A 23,281-nucleotide genomic window follows, 5' to 3' on the forward strand; every position below is an offset into this window, starting at 1 on the left:
CATTCTGACTCGCCTCCCGGCCCACAAAGCAAGCGACATCGCAACATTGCTGCCTCATAACTGGCAGCCTCTCGCGCCTGTCGAGTAATCCATCGTTCGTCAAGACGGGTTCGCTGGCCGCTTACACTGACCAGCAAATAGCGACGCCAAGTTAGCTCGCAGGCTCATATTGTGGCCGGGTAGCAAACGACGTAGCAGTTGCCAACTCACTTTCCGCACGTGACCCCGACCCGGACGACCCGCACATCACCCGCTGAAACAGTCGCGGAGAGCAAGAGTCTCGGGTCAAGCCAGCAGACGCTCCAGGTCGTCAATGCAACAAGGCTTCGCCAGCAGCCCGTCAAAACATTCCGTGTCCGCGTTGGTCAACTCACTGTGGCCAGTTAGCGCGATGATACGAGCACCGGCACAACAGCCTTGCCGCAAACGGAGGCACACGTCACGTCCATCACTATCTGGCAGAGTAAGGTCCAGGAAGATGACGTCAAAAACGTCCTGCGTGGTGATTGCCAAAGCCGATGCACCGCTGTACGCGACGGCGCTCCGGTGACCCAACGCAGAAGCAATGTCGGCGAGCGAATCAGCTGTATCTTCCAAATCGTCAACGAACAGAACGCTGCTCATCACATTTCCTCCATAGGACCGGACGCAATGCGTGGCAGTGCGGTCAGTGCATGACTCTCATGCGTCAACAGGCAATAACCTATGCGACGGTCGGAAGGCCGTCTCCACGGACCAACATCGGTCGCCCCGATTTGCGTCTATTCGCTCGACGACCGATTGACTTCAACGGTAAGGTGCGAGAGGCCCTTAATGTGCGACAACGCCGAACGGTAGTATCCGGGGCGACGCTCGGAGCTGGTCCCGACGGCAATGATAACGCTCATATGCCCTGGGCCGACACGCCAAACATGAAGGTCGAGGACACTGTCGCCGGCACCTTCGATTATTTTTCGGACCCTTTCCGTCATCCGTCCGTCTCCGTTCATGTCCAGGAGGATGGCGCCGGTATCGCGGATTAGACTATATGACCAGTTCGCAATTACAAGGGCGCCGACAACGCCTGCCAGCGGGTCCATCCAGTTCCAACCAAACGACCGAGCCAGAACGAGTCCGATAATTGCGAGCACTGAGACAGCAGCATCAGCCATCACGTGCACATAGGCAGCCCGCAAGTTATGGTCTCGTGCCGTGCTTTCATGAGCCTCATGGGCATGTTCGACGAAGTCGACGCTTTGCTCTTCGCCCGGAAGGCGGACAGTGACTGTAAACGCGTGCGGTTCCGGCACCTGCTCCTTGGATTCAAGATAACCAGGTCTGTCGACGAAGGAAAACGTCTGGCGCGAGCCGTCTGGCCGAACCGTTATGACAGATACAGCGTCTGCGTTCAGTCGCTGTGTTCCGGGTCCTTGTGTGATGCGGAACACCGGTGGTACGCCGTCTTCGTAGATAGACAGTTGAAAGGCGCCTGCGTTGCCAGAGATGCGTTTGACTTCGTCGTCACGGGAGTGGCTGTCTGCATGGCCGTGGGCGTGACCATGACCGTGAGCGTGACCATGACCGTGGGCGTGACCATGACCGTGACCGTGACTATGCCCATGGTGGTTACCGCTCAACAGCCAGACGCTCGCGAGGTTGACCAATAGCCCGACGACAGCGATGGGAATCGCTTCGCCGAAATGAATCGGCACCGGCGAAAAGAAGCGCAACACCGCCTCATATGCAATCAGCAACGCAATCATTGCGAGCACGATTGCGCTCGAGAATCCTGCTAGGTCACCTAGCTTTCCGGTGCCAAAGACGAAGCGAGAATCGGTTGCATGCTTGCGGGCATACGTATAAGCCAAAGCAGCAATGAGCATCGCCCCCGCGTGCGTCGACATATGAAGACCGTCGGCGACAAGCGCGAGAGAACCAAAAAGGCCGCCGCCAGCTATTTCCGCCACCATCATTGCGCTGCAAAGCGCAATTACCGTCCACGTTTTGAGCTCGTTCTGCTCGTGCGCTTCTCCGAGGAAGACGTGGTCGTGCCCTGCGCCGAAGCCGGCGTCCTTCCAATTGCTCATTTCGACTGTGCTCTTACTTAAAATAACTGCGTACGACTTCAACCAGCTGTTCTGTACCGCTGCCGTTTCCACCAGCGGGTTCAGCATCCACTAGATGCGTACGGATATGGTCCTCAAGCACAACCGCCAACAAGCCATTCATGGCGCCTCGACAACTGGTGATTCGTTGCAGTACATCGTTGCAATCCCGCTCCTCTTCGAGCGCACGCTCGATGGCCTCGACCTGGCCCTTGATACGACGGACACGGTTTAGGAGCTTCTGTTTATCGCGGATGGTGTGACTCATGAGCGCCTTTGGATATACGGTAGGGGGGTATACTAACACCCGCTGCCACGCGTCATGTGTGTATCGCTGGAGATGCAGCCGCGAAAGGCATCCTATGTTTGGCCGACGGTGCGATATAGCGAGACAGCTGGCTTGTCGCTGATAATTCTGGGCTTGACTGAACAGGCGAAAACGTCCAGACCGATTCGACCCACCGGCCGGTGAGCTTACGGGCATGGCAGTGCGAGGGCGAAGTTCGACATTTGGTCGCGCAGCGGCTTGTCGACATGTCTCATCTGTTGGGCGGCTTGAACACGGCAAGCCGTAACTTCTGCTGATTCGGAGCAACGGCCCACAAGCCGGGCAGCGCTGACGTCACCGCGCGTCAACGCCGGAACGGAGGTTGCTATATCCCGACTGAAACAACAATTCTTGGAGGCAACCATGGCGGGTGACAACTCATATAAGCCGGGCGAAATCGTGAAGGTTTCGGGCATCTACTCCGTCGTGCATGATGACGGCAAGGATACGTTTGAAGTGACGTGTGTCGAGGGCGAACACTTCCCACCGACCCGAAGCGGCAAGGGAGCGCATTTCGAATTGAAGTACGGTGCGACGCATTCGCACAAGCATGACGCGTTGAAGGGCACAGAGGCGCGGAGCTGACCTTGCTGGTCACGGCGCATGCGGAGGTTGAGCACAGCTGCTGCGCCGTGTGCCCTGCCACAAACGTTCCAACGTTGATTTGGGGACTTAATGCCATGGCCGGGGACAAGTGAAACAAGAGAACGGCGAGGCCGCTGCGGTCACAAGAGTTGCAGACGCGGCTAGAAATGTCCTATCCGCTTCTGAGAATCTCGAAAAGGACATCAGCCATAGCGACCCAAGCATGCGAGCTCTCCATTTAGCTCGCCTAGCCGCCGCTGTTGATGAACTGCAGTCGGCGCGCGTTGCGTTGGACGAGTTGCTCGCGCGGAAGTCAGCGGACTGACTAGCTCTGCACGAAGTCACGTTCCTGCCTGCCTGCCGGCATAGCGAACTACGGAAGACGCTTTATTGCCGTGGTGAGCGATTGTTCGGACGACCAGAACTCGACCCACGGGTCTATCGATTGGAAGCTGAGGTACTCACGCGCTGTCTGAACGTTCCACTGGGCTCCGCTTTTAAGGTCGCCGAGCTGTTCCCAAGCCACTGGCATCGACACGCCCATGCCCGGTCGCGCACGTGCCGAAAATGCTGCGGCAGTTGTCTGCGCTTTCCCATTGCGCAGGTAGTCGACATAAACCTTCCCAACGCGATTTGCGGCACCCGAAACCGCCGAGAAGCGTTCCGGAATTGTCTTTGCAAGGTGTCGTACAAACGACTGCGAGAACGACTTGACGGTCGCGTAGTTTAGCTGTGGCACGAGCGGGACAACGACGTGCAGCCCCTTCCCACCGCTGGTTTTCAGCCAAGCCTCTAGCCCCAACTCTGATAGCAACGCTCGAACTAGCTGCGCAGCTTCCTGCACATGTAACCACTTTACGCCTTCGCCCGGGTCGAGGTCGAAGATGACTCGGTCGGGCTTGTCCAAGTGAGTGACCACGGAGTTCCATGTGTGGAACTCGATGGTGTTCATCTGTGCAGCGGCTAGCAGGGCATCTGGCGTGTCGACTGTCAGCAACGGCGGATGCCCGGGCCACAGGTCGCGGTCGTGAGCCGCTAGCCCCGGCATCGCAGTACGCTCGGCATGCTTTTGAAAGAAAAGCTGCCCGGAAACACCCTCCGGCGCCCGAACCAGCGCTACGGGGCGACCCCTCATGTGCGGCAGCATCCACTCGGCGACGCTCGCGTAAAAATGGACAAGGTCGGCTTTCGTAATGCCCGAAGCAGCGTCAACCACCCGCTCGGCGTGTGTGATTTTGAGCTCAGAAGGTGGCTTGGGAAGCTCAGTCTTACCGCCCTCGCGGACGACGCCGCGCGCCGGCTTATCGAGTCGTAGGCCTGAGAACGAAGCCTGCCGGACCACGCCCTCAGCGGTCCACTGGGCAAACTCGACCTCAGCGACCAAGGTCGGCTTCACCCACAACTCGCTGCCTGCCGCGCGTCTTGACCATCGGCCGGGCTTCCGGACCGGCGTATCGAATGGCGCGATGTCCACCTGAAGCGGCGCGAGCTGATGCCACAGCTCTCTCGCGGTCTTCGAATTCCAACCGGTACCGACGCTCCCAGCATCATGGAGCTTTTTGCCAACATAGTAGCCGAGCAAAAGGCTGCCAACTTCGCCGCTCTTGCCACCGCGTCCGGTCATACCGCAGATGACGAATTCTTGCCGCAGCCGGGCTTTAGCTTTCAGCCAAGTCTCCGTGCGACCTGATACATAGGGCGCATCGCGCCGCTTAAGAACCAGACCTTCGAGTCCGAGCTTGGCAGCGGCTTCGAATACCTGTGCAGCGGGCGCGTCGAAATCTTGGCTGAGAATCAGGTGCTCGCCACCGTCCTCGAGAAGGGTCGCCAGCCGTGCACGTCTGGAAGACAACGGCACGCTCCTCAGGTCTTGCCCGTCGATATACATAAGGTCGAACAGGAAAAAGACGATTCCACTGTTGCTCGGGCCGTCGACTGCATCTTGCAGCGCGGAGAAGCTAGGGATGCCGTCTTTCAACACGACAATCTCACCGTCGAGCCACGCGCTAGAGACGGCAAGCTTCTGTAACTCGGATTTGAGCGTTGGAAACTTCGCTGTCCAGTCGTGACCATTGCGAGTGAAGAGCTTCACTCGCTTTCCGTCGATGCGCGCAAGCAACCGGTATCCGTCCAGCTTCGTCTCGGTTACCCAGTCACCTGTCCGTGGCAGAGCGCTAGCAAGCGTAGCGAGTTGAGGCTCAAGCTTCGTCGGAAGTGGCCCTGGCACAGCGGCCGAAAGGTCAACTTCCTCGCTGGCAGGTTTATGTCGAGAGGTCTTGGGTTCGCGCTCTTCGATGGGCCCGAGCGGATTTGCGACGACGCTATCGGGCAGCGCTTTGATAACATCGTATTCACTCAGTGGGCGCGCCCACTCGTCGCGCTTTTTAAACATCATCCACTGGTCTTGCTTATCATCTGGCTTCGAGATGCGCACCAGTTCCCATAGGCCGGCGAGCTTCTCGCCGTGCAAGCGGAACACCAGCTTACCGACATCCATACCCTTTTTGGCGTCGCCTACCGGTTCCCAGGTACCCCGGTCCCAGACAATGACGGTGCCGGCGCCGTATTGCTTCGGAGGAATCGTGCCTTCAAACGAAGCGTAGTCAACGGGGTGGTCTTCGACATGGACCGCCATCTGCTTCTTGCTCGGGTCGTAGCAGGGGCCCTTAGGGACCGCCCACGACAGCAAGACGCCGTTCAGCTCGAGCCGAAAATCGTAATGCAGCCGGCTCGCCCAGTGCTTCTGAACGACGAAACTCAAACGCCTTGCGGCGGCACGCTTGCTGGTAGTCGACGCCGACGGCTCAGGTGTGATGTCGAAGTCTCGCTTCTTTTCGTAGGGAGCGAGCGGCTGCGCCTTTGTTTTACGCCCAGAAACCATGATGGGGTGCCCCAGGTGAAGCGTGCGAACTACTCGTGTACCGGTGTGAGAGACATTCAGCGGCAAGCTAACCCCGGAACCGCTAGACGTGGTCGGTCGCCCCGCAAGCGTCGCTCTTACCTGTCGCGTCGTCAGCTTCGATGCGCGAAGTTTTGTTGTTCAAGTCGTTCCTTGGGTAAACGAGCCATGGGTCCTCGGGATGTCTTTCTAAAGCGGCAAGAGCAAGAGGCATGCCTTTTGACGACCGCCGCTGACGCCGGTGGGCCGTGCTGCAGCGCGTCCAGTGATATTCTCTTCTCAACGCCCAGGTGGCTGCGGGCGACAACTGCATTCCTTTTTGTCCGGCGGAAGCTCATTAGCCGGCTGGGAGAAACGCATGGTAGCGCGCTCGATTGCATCGCTGTCTCTTTCGTTTGGACTCGTTTCGATACCGGTACGGCTCTACTCTGCTACTGAAAGCTCGTCGGACGTTCGATTTAACATGCTGGCGCCGGACGGCTCGCGCGTTAAGCAACAGTACGTCTCGGAGAGCACCGGCAAAGTCGTCGAGCGAAGTTCGATGCAGAAGGGCTACCAGTTTGAGAAAGACCGTTACGTTGTTTTCACCGGCGACGAATTGAAGGCGCTGGAAGAAGGCGCGAGCCACTTCGTGGAAATCGTTTCGTTCGTGCCTGAGAAATCAGTGGACCCGCTGTTCTACGACAAAGCTTATTTCATCGCCCCAGACAAGCGTGGCGGCAAACCCTACAGCCTTCTCCAAAGAGCGCTTACCGAGACTGGCCGGTGCGCTCTCGCCAAATGGGCATACAAGGGTAAGACACGAATCGTTCAGGTGCGTGCTGCCGAAGACGGCATGGTTTTCCAGCAGCTATTGTTCGCAGACGAAGTGCGGTCGCTCAAAGACCTCGATATCGAACAAACGTCGGTGTCCGATTCTGAGCTCAAGCTGGCGGTACAAATCATCGAACAAGGAGCTGAAGACACGTACGACGCGTCGGCCTACGAGGACGAAGAGAAGAAGCGCATCCTTGCTGCCATCGACGCGAAGATTGCAGGCAAACAAATCGTCGCCAGTAGTGAACCCGAGGCAGTCGGGGGCGGCGAGGTTATCGACCTGATGGAAGCTCTACGAGCGAGTCTTTCCACGACGAACGGCAAAGCGAAGCCGACGGCGAAACGAAAGGTCGCGGCGAAGGCGGTGGAGGAGGCTGAGGAAGTTGCGGCTCCGAAGACGCGTAAGCCTGCCGCTCGGGCGCCGAAGGTAGATGCTGGCGCTCCGGCAAAAGTGGCACGTGCGCGCAAGTGAGCAAACGCGACGTATCGCACCACGTTTCGCTGGCCAAGCTGCAGTCAATGCTCGGTGTGTCACGCGGCGTGGTCGACGGCCTGATTGAGCTCGGCCTCGTGACCCCGAGTCGCGGACCGAGGAACTCGCTGCGCTTCACCTTCCAAGATGTCGTCTTACTTCGTACGGCCTTGCAGTTGCGGACATCGAAGGCTTCGCCACGCAAACTCCGCGACGCGCTCGTAAGGCTGAAGCGTGAGCTTCCGGACGAGCTGCCGCTGTCCGGCATTCGCGTCGCTGCTGAGGGCCATGAGATTGTCGTCAAGACCGGTCCAACGCGATGGGATGCGGTGACGGGGCAGATGCTTCTAGATTTTGAAGTCGCAGAGGTTGGCGGGGATGTTGTCCTGCTGGATGCCACGCCAGAGCGCAAAAGCGCTGCGGCCGCTCAAGCGCGCGAGCGCTATGAATTGGCTGAAAAACTGATGAAGGCAGAGCCAGATGCAGCGGAGCGCAATTATCGGCGCGCGATTGAGCTCTCGCCGGAGCCGTTCTACGCGGCATATGTCGATTTAGGCGCTCTGCTTTGCGAGCAAGAGCATCAATGCGGTGAGGCTCTGCATGTCTTCGACGAAGCTCTCAAGCACTTTCCGAACGACGCAGTCCTGCACTTCAATCGCGCCGTCGCGCTCGACATGTTAGGAAACTACGACGAGGCGAAAGAAGCCTACGAACAATGTCTTGCGCTTGACCCGAGTTACGCTGATGCGCATCATAACCTTGCAATTTTGTTGGATAAGCGCGGCGACCGTCGCGGGTTGATTCGCCATCTGAGTGCGTACCGCAGATTAAGCAGCTGATGACCGCAGCGTGCGGAAGCGGTCATCGCTATCTTGCGGTTGCTTTTTGTCCGTCGAGTTCGGCGATGGGACCCACCGTTGCGATGCGCGCCGGAACCGCCGCGAATTTTCTCACCGTTCGGATAGAACGAGGCGCTTACTCGACCATTACCGATACCCGTGGTGCCACGGCACACATCAATTCATAGCCGATAGTGCCAGACGAGCTAGCGACGTCGTCGATTTTTACCTGTTCACCCCATAACTCCACTTTTGAACCGATTCCTGCGCTTGGGCAAGGTGTAAGGTCTACCGTCAGCATGTCCATCGACACTCTGCCAACGGTGCGGGTTATGACGCCGTCCACAGCGATGGGTGTGCCGGTTGGCGCGTGACGGGGGTAGCCGTCAGCATATCCGCACGCGACGATACCAATTCTAATTCTGCGGTCAGCTTTGTATGTCCGCGCGTATCCCACGGTCTCGCCGGCATCGAGTTCCTGGACGGCAATTAGCTCACTGCTTAGCGTCATGGCTGCGTGTAGCGGCACGTCTTTGATTTCGTTGCTTCGGCCGGAGGGCGAGGCGCCATACAAGACGATTCCCGGACGGACCCAGTCCCGGTGCGCATGGGAATGCCAGAGAGTGGCCGCAGAGTTCGCAAGACTGCGTTGGCCCGGTATGCCACGGCTGGCCGCGTCGAACCGCTCGAGTTGCCAATCGACGTTGCCGTCGTCAGCGCTGGCAAAGTGGCTCATCAGCGTTACTTCGCCGATACCTTCAGAGGCCGAGGTACGCTCCCATGCCGCCCGATAACCTTCGGGACTGAATCCAAGACGATTCATCCCAGAGTTCATCTTTAGGTAGATATCGATTGGGCGTTTAGGCTTCGACTTCGCTATCAGTTCACGTTGCTCATTGCAGTGCACAGTCACGGTGAGGCTAAGCTTGTCCGCAATGCTTACATCCTCCGGGGTAAACACCCCCTCCAGAAGTAGAACGGGCTTTCTCCAGCCCAGTTCCCGGACCATGACGGCCTCATCAAGGTCGAGTAGCGCAATACCGTCTGCCGACGCAAGTGCGGGATAGATACGCTTGATGCCGTGCCCATAGGCATTGGCCTTGACGACCGCCCACACTCGAGAGTTCGGCGCGTTTCGTCGAGCGACCTTGAGGTTATGTTCTACTGCATTGGGACGGATGTACGCTCTGATGGGACGTGGCATGTCTCTCCTCCTGAAAGACAGGTGGCGATGTCGACGAAAGCGAGTGCGAATCTCGACTGCAAGAGCGAAATTGCTCGCAAGAGTGCTCAGTTGAGGGCGAAGTCGGCCGGTGCTCGCATGTCTGCGGCATAGCGGAAAACGTTCAGGTCCTCGTGCTGAATTGCAGGCGTGCGTCCGGAAATCAGGTCGGCAAGGAGTTGCGCAGACCCGCATGACATAGTCCAGCCCAACGTTCCGTGACCTGTATTAAGGAACAGATTGGCCAATGGCGTCCTGCCGACAATCGGAGTGCCGTCCGGCGTCATCGGTCGCAGTCCTGTCCAGAATGTAGCCTTCGCCGTGTCGCCACCGCCGGGAAACAAGTCGTTAACGCACATCTCGAGAGTTTCACGCCGTGCCTCGCGCAGGCGTTTATCGAACCCGACAATTTCGGCCATCCCCCCGACGCGAATGCGTTTATCGAACCGAGTGATAGCAATCTTGTACGTCTCGTCGAGCACCGTCGAAATTGGAGCGTGGGTCTCATCCGCGATTGGCGCGGTGATGGAGTAACCCTTCAGCGGGTAGACGGGGATTTTGACCAGACCCGAAAGAAAGTTTGTCGAATAGGAGCCGAAGGCGACGACAACTGCATCCGCGTGGATGAGCTTAGCTCCGTGTTGGACGCCCAGGACTTTCCCGCCCTCGACGACAAGGCCATCCACTGCTGTGTTGAATCTGAAGATGACACCCGCTTGCTCGGCTAGCGCCGCAAGCCGCGTGGTGAAAAGTTGGCAGTCGCCGGTTTCATCGCCGGGCAGCCGCAAGCCGCCCGTCAGCTTATGCGAAGTCGCAGCAAGCGCTGGCTCAGCGCGGGTCAATTCGCTAGCGCTTAGCAACTCATAGGAAACATTCGCTTCCTTGAGAACGGCAATATCCTTAGCTGCGCCTTCATACTGCTGCTCGGTCCGGAACACCTGCAATGTGCCACCAGTTCGCCCTTCGTATTGAATCCCCGTTTCGGCACGTAAGGCCTGCAGGCAATCTCGGCTGTAATCAGCCAGGCGAACCATGCGGGCCTTATTGAGCGCATACCGTTCAGCGGTGCAGTTTTGCAGCATCTGCCACATCCACTGCAGCTGGAATTGCTTATCGTCGTCGTCTGGGCGAATTGCGAGTGGTGCGTGCCGCTGAAACATCCATTTGACGGCCTTGAGCGGGACCCCGGGCGCCGCCCACGGCGCTGCATAGCCCGGAGATATCTGCCCCGCGTTAGCAAAACTGGTCTCAAGCGCGGGGCCCTGCTCACGGTCGATAACCACCACTTCGTGACCAGCGCGAGCGAGATAAAAAGCACTCGTCACCCCGACGACTCCGCTTCCCAAAACGACGACTTTCATTTTCGTCCTCAGCCTCAAAAACAGTCCATTGAACTAGGCCGTCGGGCTCTGACGACGGATGAGCGCATCCTATCCAGGCTCACGCAGTTTTAATTACTGTTGAACACGCCTTTTTTAGTTGATTTGACTGCTGTCGCTTCGGCGGCCTACTGCCACGTAGCTTCGCGTCTCAAACTGCTGGCCGGTAAGGATTTGTGCTTAGTTGACACCGCTAATCTGCATGCATACATTGCTGCACACATCAAGCGGACGCAGTGGTTGCCGCTTTCCAGCTGTTGCGGCGTAGTGCGCTATCCGGCTAGCCATCGCTTCGGGAACTTCGTCGCTCACCAAGCGTGCTTCAGCGCGCGGCGCAAGCACCGCTGTTCGGTAAGAACAGATAGTCAGCACGGACACTCGCTGCGCCGACGCAGCACTGGCCAGGCGCCCCGCAGCGTCGCAGCTTCAAGTTATTTCGACTTCGAGGACGGGAATTGATGCGAAACGAACTGTACATAGACGGTAGGTGGGTCAAGCCTGTCCGCGGCGAAACGCGCGACGTCATCAACCCGGCAACGGGAGAGGTCGTCCAGACCATAAGCGCAGCATCGGCAGAGGATGTCGATGTTGCAGTGAAGGCTGCCAGGCGAGCATTCGACCACGACGGATGGCCGAAACTGAGCGGGGCGGAGCGGGCTAGGTATCTTCGCGCTATTGCCAAGGGCATTCGCAACCGCCAGGAAGACATCGCCCGCCTAGAGACGATTGACAACGGCAAGCCCTTGCCAGAGGCCATGTGGGATATCGGCGACGCGGCCGGCTGCTTCGAGTATTACGCCGGCCTGGCGGAGCAGCTCGACCAGAATCGCGAAGAAAAAATTGAATTGTCGGACGGCCGATTCCGGTCAAAGGCGGTGAAGGAACCCATCGGCGTCGCGGGTGCAATCATTCCGTGGAATTACCCCCTGCTCATGGCGGCATGGAAGGTCGCGCCGGCGCTTGCGGCTGGCTGCACGGTGGTGTTGAAGCCGGCGGAGGTTACGTCGCTTACCGCGTTGGAGCTGGCAGCCATCGCGCATGAAGCGGAATTGCCGGCGGGCGTACTAAACGTGCTCACCGGCTCCGGCTCAGTTGCTGGTCAAGCAATCATCGACCATAAGGGTGTCGACAAGCTCGCGTTTACGGGCTCAGGGCCCATCGGCTCTCAAATCATGGCTGCAGCGGCTCGTGATATCAAACGGGTCAGCCTTGAATTGGGCGGCAAGTCGCCCCTCGTGGTCTTTGACGACGCCGACCTTGAGCAGGCCGTCGAATGGATAATGTTTGGCATATTTTGGAACCAGGGACAGGTCTGCTCAGCGACATCGCGCGTTCTCGTGCAAAGCGGCATCTACGACAAGCTGCTTGCCCGTTTAGTTGAAGAGACCAATCGCATCACCGTCGGCAACGGTCTGGACGATGGAGTCCTTCTTGGACCGCTCGTCTCAAGGCGCCAACACGAACAAGTCGTGGCCGCGATTGAAGCGGCCAAGGTTGCTGGCGCGACGGTCGCCGCAGGTGGCACGCGCCCAGAAGGCCTTGAGAAGGGGTTCTACCTCCGCCCCACAATCTTGACCGATGTTCCGATAGATAGCGATGCGTGGGTTGAGGAGATTTTCGGCCCCGTAGTCTGCGTTCGTCCGTTCGACACAGAGGATGAAGCGATTGAGCTCGCCAACGATTCGCGTTTCGGGCTTGCCGCCGCAGTGATGTCGAAAAATGATGCACGCGCCGAGCGCGTCGCGGCAGCGTTTCGTGCAGGCATAGTCTGGATTAACTGCTCGCAGCCAACCTTCACGGAAGCTCCCTGGGGCGGATACAAGCAGTCGGGTATTGGTCGGGAACTCGGTCGGTGGGGACTTGAAAACTACCTTGAGACAAAGCAAATTACCAAACTGGTAAGCGAAGAACCCTGGGGTTGGCACATCAAATAAGGTCAACGCCATGCACTTCGATAAGTCGCTGGAACTTCTGCTGGTTCATTGTCAGGGCGAGCTTGGGCATGTGCTGGTGAACGGCGCACCGGAGATTCCGGGCGCCACCATGCTTGACAAGATGAACCATATCAATCATGTGGACGACAGTCTCCGTCGCTTTGTCACGTTTGAGCCTCGTGCAAACGTCGCCATGTCGGTCAATTTGCTCGTTCCACCAACGCGTGCCGACGCCGACGCTGGCTTCATTGTCTTACAAGCAGACCGTGCCCACCCGATGTCCGGCAGCAACTGCATTTGTGTCGTCACCGCGTTGCTTGAGAGCGGGCGGGTTGCCATGCAAGAGTCCGAGACCCTCGTTCGACTCGATACCCCCGCCGGACTCATTGTGGCGCGCGCGCACTGTCGACGTGGTCGGTGCGTCTCTGTAAGCCTCGACAATGTTCCCAGCTTTGCAGAGTGTCTGGACCGGGAAATCGAAACGTCGACCTGGGGTCGAATTACGACTGACATCGCGTTCGGCGGCGTGTATTACGCTCTGGTCGACGTGGCTCAGATAGGACTTCAGATAAAGCCCTCGAATGCGAGAGCGTTGGCCGAGGCGGGCATCGAACTGAAGCGTCTGCTCGCGGAACAGGTGCAGGTGAGTCACCCTACGCTGACAGGCGTTAATGAGATTGCCTACGTGATGTTCCGCGATAAAGAGCCAGACGGTGCGATTCGAACGTGCACGACGCTCCAACCGGGGCGGGTTGACCGCTCGCCATGCGGGACTGGGAGCTCGGCAAACCTCGCGACGCTGCATGCGCGAGGACAAGTGTCGGTCGGCGAGGTGCTCACATCGCGGTCCATCATCGGAGGCGAGTTCCGCGCGGAGGCCATTGGGACCACAGAGGTTGGCGGGCGCGCGGCTATTCTTCCCCGAGTTACTGGCGGTGGATATGTGTACGGTCGAACCGAATTACGCGTCGAGAGCGATGACCCTTTCGGTTCGGGCTTCGCATTGTCGGATACGTGGGGTTCGCGAGTCGACCTGTTACTGAAAAACTAAATCCGCCCAAGTTCGCGCGACGCCGCAGGAGTCGGTGTCAAGCTACCAGTGGCATCGAGAGCGTTCCGGCGGGCGTTCAGGAGACCCGTCCGCGCAGGCTCTTTAGGAAGCTCCACAGCTCTGGCGACTCGGAGGTCGCTGCGTTGAACCTGAACCATTCCGATGCATTCCCACCCGGTCGGAAATAAGAACCCGGGGCTAGCCATATTCCTTGGGTCAACGCATCGCTCGCAACCGCGATGCTGTCTTCGGGTCGGATAGGCAATTTCGCCCAGAGGAACAAGCCAGCGTTGGGGGAGTGGAACACCTCAAGATTTGCTTCCACCATGGCCCTCGTCACCTTGGCGTGTGCGTTGGAAAGCCTTTCGCGTAAGTAAGCAACATGCCGCTCGTAGTGTCCTTCGATGAGAACGCTAGCGACGGCTCGTTCCGTAACCTCCGATGAGGTTAGACCCACCGCCATCTTCGTCATCGCCAAGCGTGACAGCAACTCTCGGTTTGAAGCGACGTAGCCGACTCGCATCGCGGGCGTGATGGTCTTGGAAAAGCCCGACACGTAGATGACCCGCTGAAGACCTTCCATTGCTGCGAGACATGGCGCGCCCGGAGGCGTCAACTCACGAGAGATGTCATCCTCGACAACCCAGACCCCCTCTCGGTCTGCAATTTGCAGCAACCGAAAGGCCGACGAGGCATTCAACGAAGTGCCAGAGGGGTTTTGGAGGACTGTGTTGATGAACATGACCTTCGGCTTGTGTGCTCTTACTGTGTCTTCCAGTTGGGAGCTATCAATGCCGCGCGCTGTGCGCGGGATGCTAACGACATTTACAAAGGCAACCTTGAGAATCTCAAGAAGATTGCAGTAGCACGGGTCCTCAACCAGTACCGTGTCACCAGGACGTAGTAGTGTCCTGACGATGAGGTCCAGCGCTTGGGTGACGCCCTGGGTCAGCAAGATATCGTCGCTTCCGACTGAGAGGGAATACCTTCGCAGCGAGTGGGCGATGTGCTCCCTTAGCGTCGAGTGACCATACGGATGGCCGTAACCTCCGATTCGAGAGCTTGGCACACGGCTGACTACGCGCAGTGCATGTTGCACTCCGCTTTCATTTATCCAATCGTTTGGTATCCACCCGCACCCTGCCTTGATAGGTACGGTCTTGTCCGCGAACACGTCCGAGAGCAGCCACGCTTTGTTGAGACTGGGAGCGCTCCACGTCGAAGCAGCCGGGGGCTTCGCAGTGGGGGTGGCAACGCGGTATCCGGCACCCGCCCGGGCAATGATTAGACCGAGCGACACGAGCCGTTGATAGGCCTCCGAAACCGTATAGGTGCTGAGTTGGTATTTCTTCGCTAAGTCACGAACCGAAGGCAGGGGTGTGCCTGAAGGATACGTTCCCTCGCGCAATTCCAGTTCGATAGAAGAAACGATTTGGTCGACCAGTGTGCCTTCGCTTTTTCGAGCACGGGACAAGTTGAACTTAAACATATCGATTCATCGGGCAAAGGGCGACGTGTAGCGCCGCTATCTATTCACTCTACCTATCCTCTTAGGTGCCAGAAGCGCGCCAAGCCGTGGCTCGTGGAACGCTAAGCACATCGACCGATGTCAGCCGCGTTCGCCGGAAAAAGCAGTTCCAGCCTCCGCCGCCAGCACAAGTTCGCGAAGCTAGGGCAATCGCCTAGTTGACAGCCAATTGTGGCGCCATACACTGCATACATCGTTGCGCACATTAAACCACACACACTTGTGTGGAGCGCGCGTCTCCCGACTAGGATTACCCCTACCACTGAGGTCCTTATGCTCAGCTTCTCTCGTTGTGTTCTGAAAGCACTTGTTGGCGTCGCGGTCGTGATGTCAGTAGCGTCTGTGTCCCCCGCCCAAGCGGACGATGCTGGCGCATGGGCTAGCGTCAAAAAGGCCGGCGTCCTTCGGTGCGGTGCAGCCGTAGCGCCGCCGTACGTCATGCGCGACCCGAAGACCGGTGATTACAGTGGGTTTTTCGCCGATTTGTGCAGGAACTTCGCTCAGAATGTCCTGAAGGTGAAGGTCGAATTCGTCGACACCTCCTGGGACAACATCGTCGCCGGCCTTCAATCTGACAAATGGGACATGTCGCTCGCGCTTAACGACACCCCCGAACGCGAGAAGGCGATTTCGTTCTCTGTCGGCGCGATTCCGTACAACGTCTCGCTGGTCTACAACAAGAACAACCCGAAAATTCACGGTGCCAAGTCCATTGCCGACGTGGACAAGTCGGGCGTAAGCATCGCGGTGATGTCTGGGACTGTGCAAGACAAGGCGATTTCCGCTGCGGTGAAACAAGCTCAAATCATGCGTCTGCCGGGTAACGATGAAACGCGCCTCGCACTCATGTCCAAGCGTGCGGACTTGCTCGCAGACGCGAACATCACGAACATGCTGCTGCAGCAATCGCATCCGGAATGGGCGGTTACCATTGCACCTAATCCGCCGCTGGCGCAGCAGGAAGTAGCCTTTGGCGTCCGAAAAGAGACACCGGCGTCCGATATCGCCATCCTCAACAACTATGTAAATGACCAGAAGAAGTCGGGCGCGCTCGACAAGCTCATCAACTCGTCCGTCCAGACGATGCTCGCGACGAAGTAAAACATGTGTCCGGACACCAGTTGCGGTGTCCCAAGGTTTCCCGAAGTAACTAACATCGAGGCGCGCCCCTCCGAAAGGAGGGGCGCGCCTCAGTGTGCATCGAAGAAACTCATATAGAAGATAATTAGCTAATAAACAGTTTGGAGAACGAATGAAAAGAGCAATTCTGGCCGTTTTTTCAACCGCCGCAACCCTGCCCGCGTTCGCGCAGAACAGCGTGACGCTGTACGGCATCATCGATGAAGGGTTCGATTACACGAACAACGTTAAGGGGAGCAAGGCCTACGAGCTTCAAAGTGGCTACCTTCAGGGCAGCCGCTGGGGCTTGAAGGGTACTGAAGACCTTGGTGGTGGACTTCGGGCAGTTTTCCAAATTGAAAACGGCTTTGACGTCAACACTGGTCGTCTCGCTCAAGGCGGCTTGGGATTCGGGCGCCAGGCTTATGTGGGACTTGGAACCGATGCACTCGGAACAGTGACGCTTGGTCGGCAATACGACTCGCTGGTCGACTATCTGGCGCAAACAACCGCTAACGGAAGCTGGGGCGGGTATATCTTTTCGCATCCGTACGATAACGACAACACGGACAACACGTTCCGCGTTAACAACACGGTCAAGTATACGAGCCCGACGTTTGCGGGACTACAGTTTGGCGGCACCTACAGCTTCAGTAACGACGCGAACTTTGCGAACAACCGGCAATACAGCGTCGGTGCCCAGTACGCGGCTGGGGGGCTGTTACTTACGGCTGCCTATTTGCAGGCAAACAACCCGTCATCGACGGCGTTCGGAGCCATCAACAACGGGGGCGACGAAAACTTCCTCGCCCAGCGCCTGCGGATTTTCGGAGCCGGCATCAACTACACCATTGGGGCGACCACCGTCGGTTTCGTCTACACCAAGACCGACGTCAAACAGCCTCTGAGTTCTGGCTACGTGGGTGCAATCACTCCGGTAGGCGGCGCTACGCTGTCGGCGTTGAAATTCAACAACTTCGAAGCAAACGTCAAATATCAGTTCACCCCAAGCTTCCTCGTCGGTGCCGCCTATACGTACACCCGAACGTCGTATGACGCCACTAGCGGCCAGTTGCATCCCGTCTATCACTCCGCTGGTTTGATGGCCGATTACTTGTTGTCTAAACGGACCGACGTCTATCTTCAAGGTGCCTATCAGCACGTCGCCGGGGACACCACAGGAACCGTCCTGGACGTCGCTTACGTGCCTGGCGCCGCCACGGTTTCCTCCTCGAAAAATCAGCTGCTCGTGCGCGCAGCGATTCGTCACAAGTTCTAACCCAGCGAATCCGCAGCGGGAGCATGCCTTCCGCTGCTAGCAGGATGCTCGTGTTCCTAAGCGTCGCATAGGGGATTTCCCTTGAATTCATACGCCCGCAATTGACACACCGAATTTTGCCGCACTACTATGTGTACATCGATGCACACAGCGCAACACACGGGGATGTGTGGCAGGCCAACACAAGACGCATTTGCAATTCATCGGCCGCAGTCGGTTCACGAGAACGCAGTCTTCAACCACGCGCTCAAGCAGCGCGGCCTGCAGGAGCGAGTTCATGTTGTCACCTCAAGCAATCACTGCTGACGCTTTCAGCGCCCCGAATGTCGTCGACCTTGCGCCGTCGACCGAGGGCGACTTCGTGCAGTTTCGGAACGTCTTTAAGTCGTACGGCGAAAACCTGGTGGTCATGGACCACATGAGCCTCGGAATGCGTGCTGATGACCGGCTAGTCATTATTGGCCCGAGCGGAAGCGGGAAGAGCTCGCTCCTTCGGGTCATGATGGGCTTGGAGGGTTTCCAGAAAGGCCAGATTGGTTTTCAGGGCAAGCCATACATTTACGGTGCCGACTCCGGCCGGTCCAAACGCATCGACACCAAGTTGCAGAAACAGATTGGCATGGTGTTTCAGCATTACACGCTCTTTCCCCACTTGTCGGTGTTGGGCAACCTCATCCTGGCACCCGTGAAGGTGGGAGGCCTTTCGAAGGCTGATGCAACAGAACGTGCTCGCATGTATCTCGCACGGCTAGGCCTCGAGAGCAAGCTGCACTCGTATCCGAGCCAGCTTTCGGGCGGCCAGAAGCAGCGTGTCGCTATCGCACGCGCGCTGATGCTTGAACCAAAACTGATGCTGTTCGACGAGGTCACTTCCGCGCTAGACCCGGAGATGGTCGTCGAGGTCCAGAACGTCATGCTGCAGTTGGCCGAGCAGAAGATGGCGATGATTATCGTGACGCACGACATGCACTTCGCTCGCGACATTGGCACCCGTGTCGTTTTCTGCGCCAGTGGAAAGGTTGTTGAGCAAGGCGCTCCCGCCGATATGTTCAAGTGCCCGAAGGAAGCTCGTACGCGAGAGTTTCTGGAGAAGGTCCTGCATCTCGATTGAGGCCATCATGAACTATCACTTCGACTTCGGTTTTCTGGAAGGAAGCTTGGGCTCACTGCTGGCAGGTTTGAAGGTCACCATCGAACTTGCTGTAGCAGCCAACGTCATGGGCTTGGTTTTTGGTTTCCTTCTTTGTTTGCTTGCTATGAGCCGATGGACGGTCGTTCGATGGCCGGCGCAGCTTTTTATCGAGTTTTTCCGTTGCACCCCGGCACTTCTGCAAATCGTGTGGTTCTTTTACTGCATTCCAATGATGGTCGACGTCTTCATCGACCCCATTCTGATGGGCATTTTGGCCCTCGGATTGAACCTCACGGCATTCAACGCGGAAGCCTACCGTGCCGGCGTGCAGGCAGTGCCGAAAGAGCATCTCGACGCATGTGTCGCGCTGGGCCTTAAGCCGTGGCAGCGCACCTTCTATGTGGTTCTGCCCCAAGCCCTTCGTAGCTCGTTACCCGTGTTGATGACCAACGGCATTGGCAGCTTGCAACAGAGCGCACTCGTTGCCATCGTGGCCGTAGCAGACCTAATGTACGTCGGTAAGAGTCTTGCCACGGAAGCATACCGCCCGCTCGAAACCTATACGGTCGTCGCTCTCATCTACTTCGCGCTGTCTCTACCCATTGCGAAACTGGTGCACGTGATTGAACGTCGCCAGGACCTCGCGGTTCAGCGTTGAGGAGGAAACCATGGAATTAAACTTCTCGTCCGTGCTGCCATATTGGCTCGTTCTGCTGAAGGGCCTCGGTCTCACCATCGCTTTCACGAGCAGTTGCGCAGTGATTGGGAGCTTGGCAGGTTTTGTCCTCAGCTTGCTTCGCATGTCCCCGTCTGGACCACTGAAAGCTGCGACCACGCTCTACGTCGAGTTCTTCCGAGGAACGCCACTACTAATTCAGCTATTCTGGGTGTACTTCTGCTTTCCAGTGGTCTTTCGGATTCCGATTCCGCCGTACGTCTCGGTCGTGATTTCCCTCACGCTCTACATGGCGGCCATTACGAGCGAGACTTTCAGGGGCGCACTGAAGTCGATTTCGGCAGAGCAGCACGACGCTTGTATTGCCCTGAGCCTTTCCCCGCAGGCGAAAATCCTCTATGTGATTTTTCCACAAGCGTTGCTACGTGCGATTCCTCCGCTGTTGTCGAACGTGGTCAGCCTGTTTAAAGAGAGCGCGCTTATCTCGTCGGTCGGAGTCGCTGATTTGATGTTCGTCGGACAGAACATTTCGACGAGCACCGCCAAGCCCATCGAGTTCCTCACAACGGTCGCAATCATTTATTTCGCTGTCGCTTTCCCGCTGACTCGTCTGGTCGGTGTGGTCGAGACGCGGATGCTTAAGCGGTACGCCTATTAACTTACCTGCACTTGTACGTCGGAGATTTCACATGGAAATGAAAGGTATTCTGCCCGCCCTCGTTACGCCGTTCGACTCGAAAGGCGCTGTCGACCACGACACACTCGCGTCCATTATCGAACATCAACTGAAGGCCGGGGTTAAAGGCTTCGTGCCTTTGGGCTCGACCGGCGAGTACTACGCGCTTAACAACGAAGAACGCCGTGCGATTCTAAAGACGGTGCGTGAAGTGGTTGGCAACCGTGGCATCCTCATCGCTGGCGCGAATGGTTCGTCCACTCGCGAAGTCATCGAGCAGGTTCGCCAGACGCGCGATGCAGGCTATACCAACCTTCTCATCGCTCCGCCGTACTACGCAATGCCCTCGCAGGAAGAACTCATCGGTCACTACCAAGCGATTCTCGAGGCAGTTCCCGATATCGACCTGGTGGTCTACAACTACCCGATTCGAACAAACGTCGAAGTTGGCTATGAAGTTCTGGAATTCTTCAAAGATAACCCGCGCGTTATTGGCGTGAAGGAGAGCAGTGGCAATCTGCTGCGTGCAATCGAAATCGGCAACCGGTACAAAGACAACTACCAGTTGTCCTGCGGCTCGGACGACCAGGCGCTCGACTTCTTCCTCTGGGGCGCGAGCAGCTGGATTTGCGGTCCCGCAAACTGCTTCGCTTCGAAGACTGTCGACATCTATAACATGTTTGTCGCCGGTGATATCTTCGGTGCACAAGCGGTTATGCGTTCCTTGTTCCCGGTAATGGCGAGCATGGAAGCGGGGAAATTCGTGCAGAAGGTGAAGTATGGTTGCGAACTTGCTGGCTTCAAAGTCGGCAACGCCCGCCTGCCGCTGAAACCGCTGACTGACGAAGAGAAGGCTGATTTCCGCAAGGTCTTCGAAGCGTCGCAAGCGTAAGTCCGCACGACAGCGCCTCTCGGCCGAGAGGCGCTGCAATCGCAAAGAGAAGAGAAATGTCCAGACATACCTTTGCATGTATCGAAGGCCATACCGAGGGCATGCCAGTCCGTATGGTTATCAGCGGTGGCCCTGAACTGCAGGGCGCAACGATGAATGACCGACGGCAATACTTTGTTGACAACTATGACTGGGTGCGCCGTGCGCTGATGCTGGAGCCTCGGGGCCACTCCCACATGTCCGGAACCATCTTCTACCCGCCGTTGAGCGAGAACGCGGACTTCAGTCTCTTGTTCATCGAGACGTCGGGGTGCTTGCCTATGTGTGGCCACGCCACCGTTGGCTCCATATCTTTCGCGCTCGAAGCGGGCCTCATTTCTCCGAAGCAGCCGGGTCTCGTCGTAGTCGATGTTCCCGCTGGTCAAGTTACGGCAAGGTACGAGATGGTTGGTGACCGCGTTGCGTCGGTGCGTTTCACGAACGTTCCGAGCTTCCTCTTGCATCGCGACGTTCAGATTGAGTTCCCGCCACTTGGCACCCTTACAGTGGATATTGCCTATGGCGGCAACTTCTATCCCATCGTCGAAGTACAGCCGAACTATCTGGGCTGCGAGCATTACTCGCCCGAGCAGCTGCTGGAGTGGGGAAGAGAAATGCAGTTGCTCGTGAACAGAGCGGTGGACGTCGTCCACCCCGACAATCCGCAGATTCGGGGCGTCAAGCATTGCATGTGGACCGGTCGTCCGATTGAGGCGGACTCGGACGGCAGGGCTGTCGTTATCGCTGGAGACAGTCTGATTGACCGCTCGCCCTGCGGGACTGGTAGCTCGGCTCGGGTGGCGCAGCGCTTCGCTCGGGGACTTTTGTCCGAAGGCCAGCCGTACAAGCACGAGAGCCTCATCGGGAGTCGCTTCATCGGTCGCGCCGAGAAAGCTACCCGTCTTGAGAGTGGACTAGATGCAGTATTCCCGAGCATTGAAGGTCGTGCCTGGATTACGGGGCGTGGCGAACACTATGTCGATGACTCGCAGCCGTACGCCTATGGTTTCAGCCTGCAGGAGTTCTCAAAGTGAACGCAGTACCTCGTGACGCCCATCAAGGAAGGCCCCAAGCGGTGCCAGCGGAGACTGCAGTCGTTATCGGTGGCGGCATTGTTGGCGTTTGTTGCGCTCTTTATCTGCAACGCGGTGGTTACGCGGTCACGCTCGTCGACCCGGAAGCGCCCGGCAACAGCACGGCTAAATGGAGCTGCGGGCAGATGGCGGTCAGCGAGGTGATTCCGCTTTCCAAGCCCGGCATCTTGATGAAGGTGCCACGGTGGTTGCTGGACCAAGAGGGGCCACTGGCTCTGCGTCCGAGTGCCTTGCCAGGCATCCTCCCGTGGTTCGCGCGATTCGTGTCATGCGCGCGCCATTCAAAGATTGTGGACATCGCCCAGGCACTGGCTACCCTCACTCGCGATGTCTACGAAGATTACGCACCGTTGTTGGACGCATGCGCAGATAAGTCGCTGTTGGGGCAGAGGCCAGTGCTCGAGCTATTCGATAGCGCAGGTGCAATCCAAAAGGACGCGGTGCACCTTGAGCTGCGTGAATCGCTCGGCTTCCCGTGCCAACGTATAGGCGCGAAAGAGATTGCAGACCTCGAGCCGGCTTTGGCGGGACGCTTTGCGCACGGTTTGCTTTTTCCCGACTGGCGATTCGTGAGCGACACGGAGGCTTTTATCGCCGCGTTGACGGACAGTTTTACTTCTAGAGGCGGCGTCCGAGTGCGCTCCGCTGTAAAGCACATAAACGAATCCGCTGGACAGGCGACTGGCGTCACCTTGCAGAGCGGCGAACTTATCGCCGCCGACCACTTGGTCGTCGCAGCAGGCACAGGCTCGAGTCGATTCTTCAACCAACTCGGAATCGATGTGCCGCTGGCGGGACTCGCCGGGTATCAGGCGCTAATCCCAAATCCTAACGTGGAGTTCCGTCACTCAGTCATTTATGGCGATGGCGGATTTGTGTTCACGCCGATGACTCGAGGACTTCAGATTGGGGGGACCATTGAGATTGCAGGGCCTGACGCAGCTCCCAATTTCAAGCGCGCCGAAATCATCCTGAAGAAGGCGAAGCGCATTCTTCCTCAACTCAGTTCCGAGAACGTCGAGTTTGGCGTGGGCTACCGTCCGTTCTTGCCTGACACGAAGCCAGTAATCGACCGCTCTCGTCGTTTGAAGAACGTTTTCATGGCTTTCGGTCACGGTCAACTCGGTCTTACTTTGGGCGCTACGACGGGTAGATTGGTTGGCGATATGGTTGCCGGCCAAGCACCGAAACAGAACCTTGCGCCGTTCAGCGCTTACCGCTTTGGTTGAGAGCACAC

At 57.7% G+C, this 23,281-nt stretch carries 20 protein-coding genes; 13 read left to right on the plus strand and 7 right to left on the minus strand.

Features of this window, described 5'->3' with window-relative positions; translation table 11 throughout:
* Positions 1 to 285: 285 nt before the first annotated feature.
* The 3 genes from GV035_RS25290 to GV035_RS25300 all read right to left on the minus strand — a co-directional run bounded on the left by GV035_RS25290 (position 286) and on the right by GV035_RS25300 (position 2,352).
* Entirely contained in the window at positions 286 to 624 is a 339-nt protein-coding gene (locus tag GV035_RS25290; protein WP_159838225.1) for a response regulator, read from the minus strand.
* Between the two features lie 137 nt (positions 625 to 761).
* Positions 762 to 2,066, minus strand: a complete 1,305-nt coding sequence (gene dmeF, locus GV035_RS25295; RefSeq protein ID WP_159838282.1) for a CDF family Co(II)/Ni(II) efflux transporter DmeF — start codon at positions 2,064 to 2,066, stop codon at positions 762 to 764.
* Between the two features lie 13 nt (positions 2,067 to 2,079).
* A complete protein-coding gene (locus tag GV035_RS25300; RefSeq protein WP_159838234.1) occupies positions 2,080 to 2,352 on the minus strand; it encodes a metal/formaldehyde-sensitive transcriptional repressor in 273 nt (90 codons plus the stop codon).
* A gap of 423 nt (positions 2,353 to 2,775) precedes the next feature.
* On the opposite strand from GV035_RS25300, the gene GV035_RS25305 reads away from it, so the two are divergent.
* The gene (locus GV035_RS25305) at positions 2,776 to 2,997 is read left to right on the plus strand and encodes a hypothetical protein (protein ID WP_159838236.1); all 222 of its coding nucleotides are present in this window, start codon (positions 2,776 to 2,778) and stop codon (positions 2,995 to 2,997) included.
* Between the two features lie 373 nt (positions 2,998 to 3,370).
* Here GV035_RS25305 and ligD read toward each other — a convergent pair whose 3' ends face one another.
* Complete coding sequence (gene ligD / locus GV035_RS25310; RefSeq protein ID WP_159838238.1) at positions 3,371 to 5,878, minus strand: DNA ligase D; 2,508 nt, start codon at positions 5,876 to 5,878, stop codon at positions 3,371 to 3,373.
* A gap of 376 nt (positions 5,879 to 6,254) precedes the next feature.
* On the opposite strand from ligD, the gene ku reads away from it, so the two are divergent.
* The gene (gene ku / locus GV035_RS25315; RefSeq protein ID WP_159838240.1) at positions 6,255 to 7,184 is read left to right on the plus strand and encodes a non-homologous end joining protein Ku; all 930 of its coding nucleotides are present in this window, start codon (positions 6,255 to 6,257) and stop codon (positions 7,182 to 7,184) included.
* The gene (locus GV035_RS25320; protein ID WP_159838242.1) at positions 7,181 to 8,023 is read left to right on the plus strand and encodes a tetratricopeptide repeat protein; all 843 of its coding nucleotides are present in this window, start codon (positions 7,181 to 7,183) and stop codon (positions 8,021 to 8,023) included. The genes ku and GV035_RS25320 overlap by 4 nt, the downstream gene beginning before the upstream one ends.
* A 136-nt stretch (positions 8,024 to 8,159) precedes the next feature.
* Here GV035_RS25320 and alr read toward each other — a convergent pair whose 3' ends face one another.
* Positions 8,160 to 9,227 (minus strand): alanine racemase, encoded by a 1,068-nt coding sequence (gene alr / locus GV035_RS25325; RefSeq protein ID WP_159838244.1) that lies wholly within the window; start codon positions 9,225 to 9,227, stop codon positions 8,160 to 8,162.
* Positions 9,228 to 9,313: 86 nt separating this feature from the next.
* Positions 9,314 to 10,606, minus strand: coding sequence for a D-amino acid dehydrogenase (locus GV035_RS25330; protein ID WP_159838246.1), 1,293 nt, complete (start codon positions 10,604 to 10,606; stop codon positions 9,314 to 9,316).
* A gap of 476 nt (positions 10,607 to 11,082) precedes the next feature.
* Between GV035_RS25330 and GV035_RS25335 the strand changes: the two genes are divergently transcribed.
* Positions 11,083 to 12,558: an aldehyde dehydrogenase family protein gene (locus GV035_RS25335; RefSeq protein ID WP_159838248.1), complete on the plus strand. Its 1,476-nt coding sequence runs from the start codon at positions 11,083 to 11,085 to the stop codon at positions 12,556 to 12,558.
* A gap of 10 nt (positions 12,559 to 12,568) precedes the next feature.
* Positions 12,569 to 13,609, plus strand: coding sequence for a proline racemase family protein (locus GV035_RS25340; RefSeq protein ID WP_159838250.1), 1,041 nt, complete (start codon positions 12,569 to 12,571; stop codon positions 13,607 to 13,609).
* A 76-nt stretch (positions 13,610 to 13,685) separates the two neighbouring features.
* Here the strand turns inward: GV035_RS25340 and GV035_RS25345 are convergent, their stop codons facing one another.
* Positions 13,686 to 15,098 carry an aminotransferase-like domain-containing protein gene (locus GV035_RS25345; protein WP_159838252.1) on the minus strand — a complete coding sequence of 471 codons (1,413 nt, stop codon included), beginning with the start codon at positions 15,096 to 15,098 and terminating at the stop codon, positions 13,686 to 13,688.
* A gap of 312 nt (positions 15,099 to 15,410) precedes the next feature.
* On the opposite strand from GV035_RS25345, the gene GV035_RS25350 reads away from it, so the two are divergent.
* The 8 genes from GV035_RS25350 to GV035_RS25385 all read left to right on the plus strand — a co-directional run bounded on the left by GV035_RS25350 (position 15,411) and on the right by GV035_RS25385 (position 23,273).
* Positions 15,411 to 16,238: a substrate-binding periplasmic protein gene (locus GV035_RS25350; protein WP_159838254.1), complete on the plus strand. Its 828-nt coding sequence runs from the start codon at positions 15,411 to 15,413 to the stop codon at positions 16,236 to 16,238.
* Between the two features lie 151 nt (positions 16,239 to 16,389).
* The gene (locus GV035_RS25355; RefSeq protein ID WP_159838256.1) at positions 16,390 to 17,535 is read left to right on the plus strand and encodes a porin; all 1,146 of its coding nucleotides are present in this window, start codon (positions 16,390 to 16,392) and stop codon (positions 17,533 to 17,535) included.
* A gap of 277 nt (positions 17,536 to 17,812) precedes the next feature.
* Positions 17,813 to 18,646: an amino acid ABC transporter ATP-binding protein gene (locus GV035_RS25360; protein ID WP_159838258.1), complete on the plus strand. Its 834-nt coding sequence runs from the start codon at positions 17,813 to 17,815 to the stop codon at positions 18,644 to 18,646.
* Between the two features lie 7 nt (positions 18,647 to 18,653).
* Positions 18,654 to 19,325, plus strand: a complete 672-nt coding sequence (locus GV035_RS25365; protein ID WP_159838260.1) for an amino acid ABC transporter permease — start codon at positions 18,654 to 18,656, stop codon at positions 19,323 to 19,325.
* Positions 19,326 to 19,335: 10 nt separating this feature from the next.
* Entirely contained in the window at positions 19,336 to 20,001 is a 666-nt protein-coding gene (locus tag GV035_RS25370) for an amino acid ABC transporter permease (RefSeq protein ID WP_159838262.1), read from the plus strand.
* A gap of 31 nt (positions 20,002 to 20,032) precedes the next feature.
* Complete coding sequence (locus tag GV035_RS25375; protein WP_159838264.1) at positions 20,033 to 20,911, plus strand: dihydrodipicolinate synthase family protein; 879 nt, start codon at positions 20,033 to 20,035, stop codon at positions 20,909 to 20,911.
* 56 nt (positions 20,912 to 20,967) lie between these two features.
* A complete protein-coding gene (locus tag GV035_RS25380; protein WP_159838266.1) occupies positions 20,968 to 21,984 on the plus strand; it encodes a 4-hydroxyproline epimerase in 1,017 nt (338 codons plus the stop codon).
* Positions 21,981 to 23,273, plus strand: coding sequence for an NAD(P)/FAD-dependent oxidoreductase (locus GV035_RS25385; RefSeq protein WP_159838268.1), 1,293 nt, complete (start codon positions 21,981 to 21,983; stop codon positions 23,271 to 23,273). The genes GV035_RS25380 and GV035_RS25385 overlap by 4 nt, the downstream gene beginning before the upstream one ends.
* Positions 23,274 to 23,281 lie beyond the last annotated feature (8 nt).

The sequence above is a fragment of the Burkholderia sp. 8Y genome, from assembly GCF_902506145.1.
GTDB lineage: Bacteria > Pseudomonadota > Gammaproteobacteria > Burkholderiales > Burkholderiaceae > Caballeronia.

Coding starts and splice junctions, on each gene's coding strand:
- ku (WP_159838240.1), top strand. CDS start 6,255: ATGGTAGCGCGCTCGATTGCATCGCTGTCTCTTTCGTTTGGACTCGTT.
- GV035_RS25360 (WP_159838258.1), top strand. CDS start 17,813: ATGTTGTCACCTCAAGCAATCACTGCTGACGCTTTCAGCGCCCCGAAT.
- alr (WP_159838244.1), bottom strand. CDS start 9,227: ATGCCACGTCCCATCAGAGCGTACATCCGTCCCAATGCAGTAGAACAT.
- GV035_RS25350 (WP_159838254.1), top strand. CDS start 15,411: ATGCTCAGCTTCTCTCGTTGTGTTCTGAAAGCACTTGTTGGCGTCGCG.
- GV035_RS25370 (WP_159838262.1), top strand. CDS start 19,336: ATGGAATTAAACTTCTCGTCCGTGCTGCCATATTGGCTCGTTCTGCTG.
- dmeF (WP_159838282.1), bottom strand. CDS start 2,066: ATGAGCAATTGGAAGGACGCCGGCTTCGGCGCAGGGCACGACCACGTC.
- GV035_RS25340 (WP_159838250.1), top strand. CDS start 12,569: ATGCACTTCGATAAGTCGCTGGAACTTCTGCTGGTTCATTGTCAGGGC.
- GV035_RS25300 (WP_159838234.1), bottom strand. CDS start 2,352: ATGAGTCACACCATCCGCGATAAACAGAAGCTCCTAAACCGTGTCCGT.
- GV035_RS25335 (WP_159838248.1), top strand. CDS start 11,083: ATGCGAAACGAACTGTACATAGACGGTAGGTGGGTCAAGCCTGTCCGC.
- GV035_RS25375 (WP_159838264.1), top strand. CDS start 20,033: ATGGAAATGAAAGGTATTCTGCCCGCCCTCGTTACGCCGTTCGACTCG.
- GV035_RS25290 (WP_159838225.1), bottom strand. CDS start 624: ATGAGCAGCGTTCTGTTCGTTGACGATTTGGAAGATACAGCTGATTCG.
- GV035_RS25330 (WP_159838246.1), bottom strand. CDS start 10,606: ATGAAAGTCGTCGTTTTGGGAAGCGGAGTCGTCGGGGTGACGAGTGCT.
- GV035_RS25345 (WP_159838252.1), bottom strand. CDS start 15,098: ATGTTTAAGTTCAACTTGTCCCGTGCTCGAAAAAGCGAAGGCACACTG.
- GV035_RS25305 (WP_159838236.1), top strand. CDS start 2,776: ATGGCGGGTGACAACTCATATAAGCCGGGCGAAATCGTGAAGGTTTCG.
- GV035_RS25355 (WP_159838256.1), top strand. CDS start 16,390: ATGAAAAGAGCAATTCTGGCCGTTTTTTCAACCGCCGCAACCCTGCCC.
- GV035_RS25365 (WP_159838260.1), top strand. CDS start 18,654: ATGAACTATCACTTCGACTTCGGTTTTCTGGAAGGAAGCTTGGGCTCA.
- ligD (WP_159838238.1), bottom strand. CDS start 5,878: ATGGTTTCTGGGCGTAAAACAAAGGCGCAGCCGCTCGCTCCCTACGAA.
- GV035_RS25380 (WP_159838266.1), top strand. CDS start 20,968: ATGTCCAGACATACCTTTGCATGTATCGAAGGCCATACCGAGGGCATG.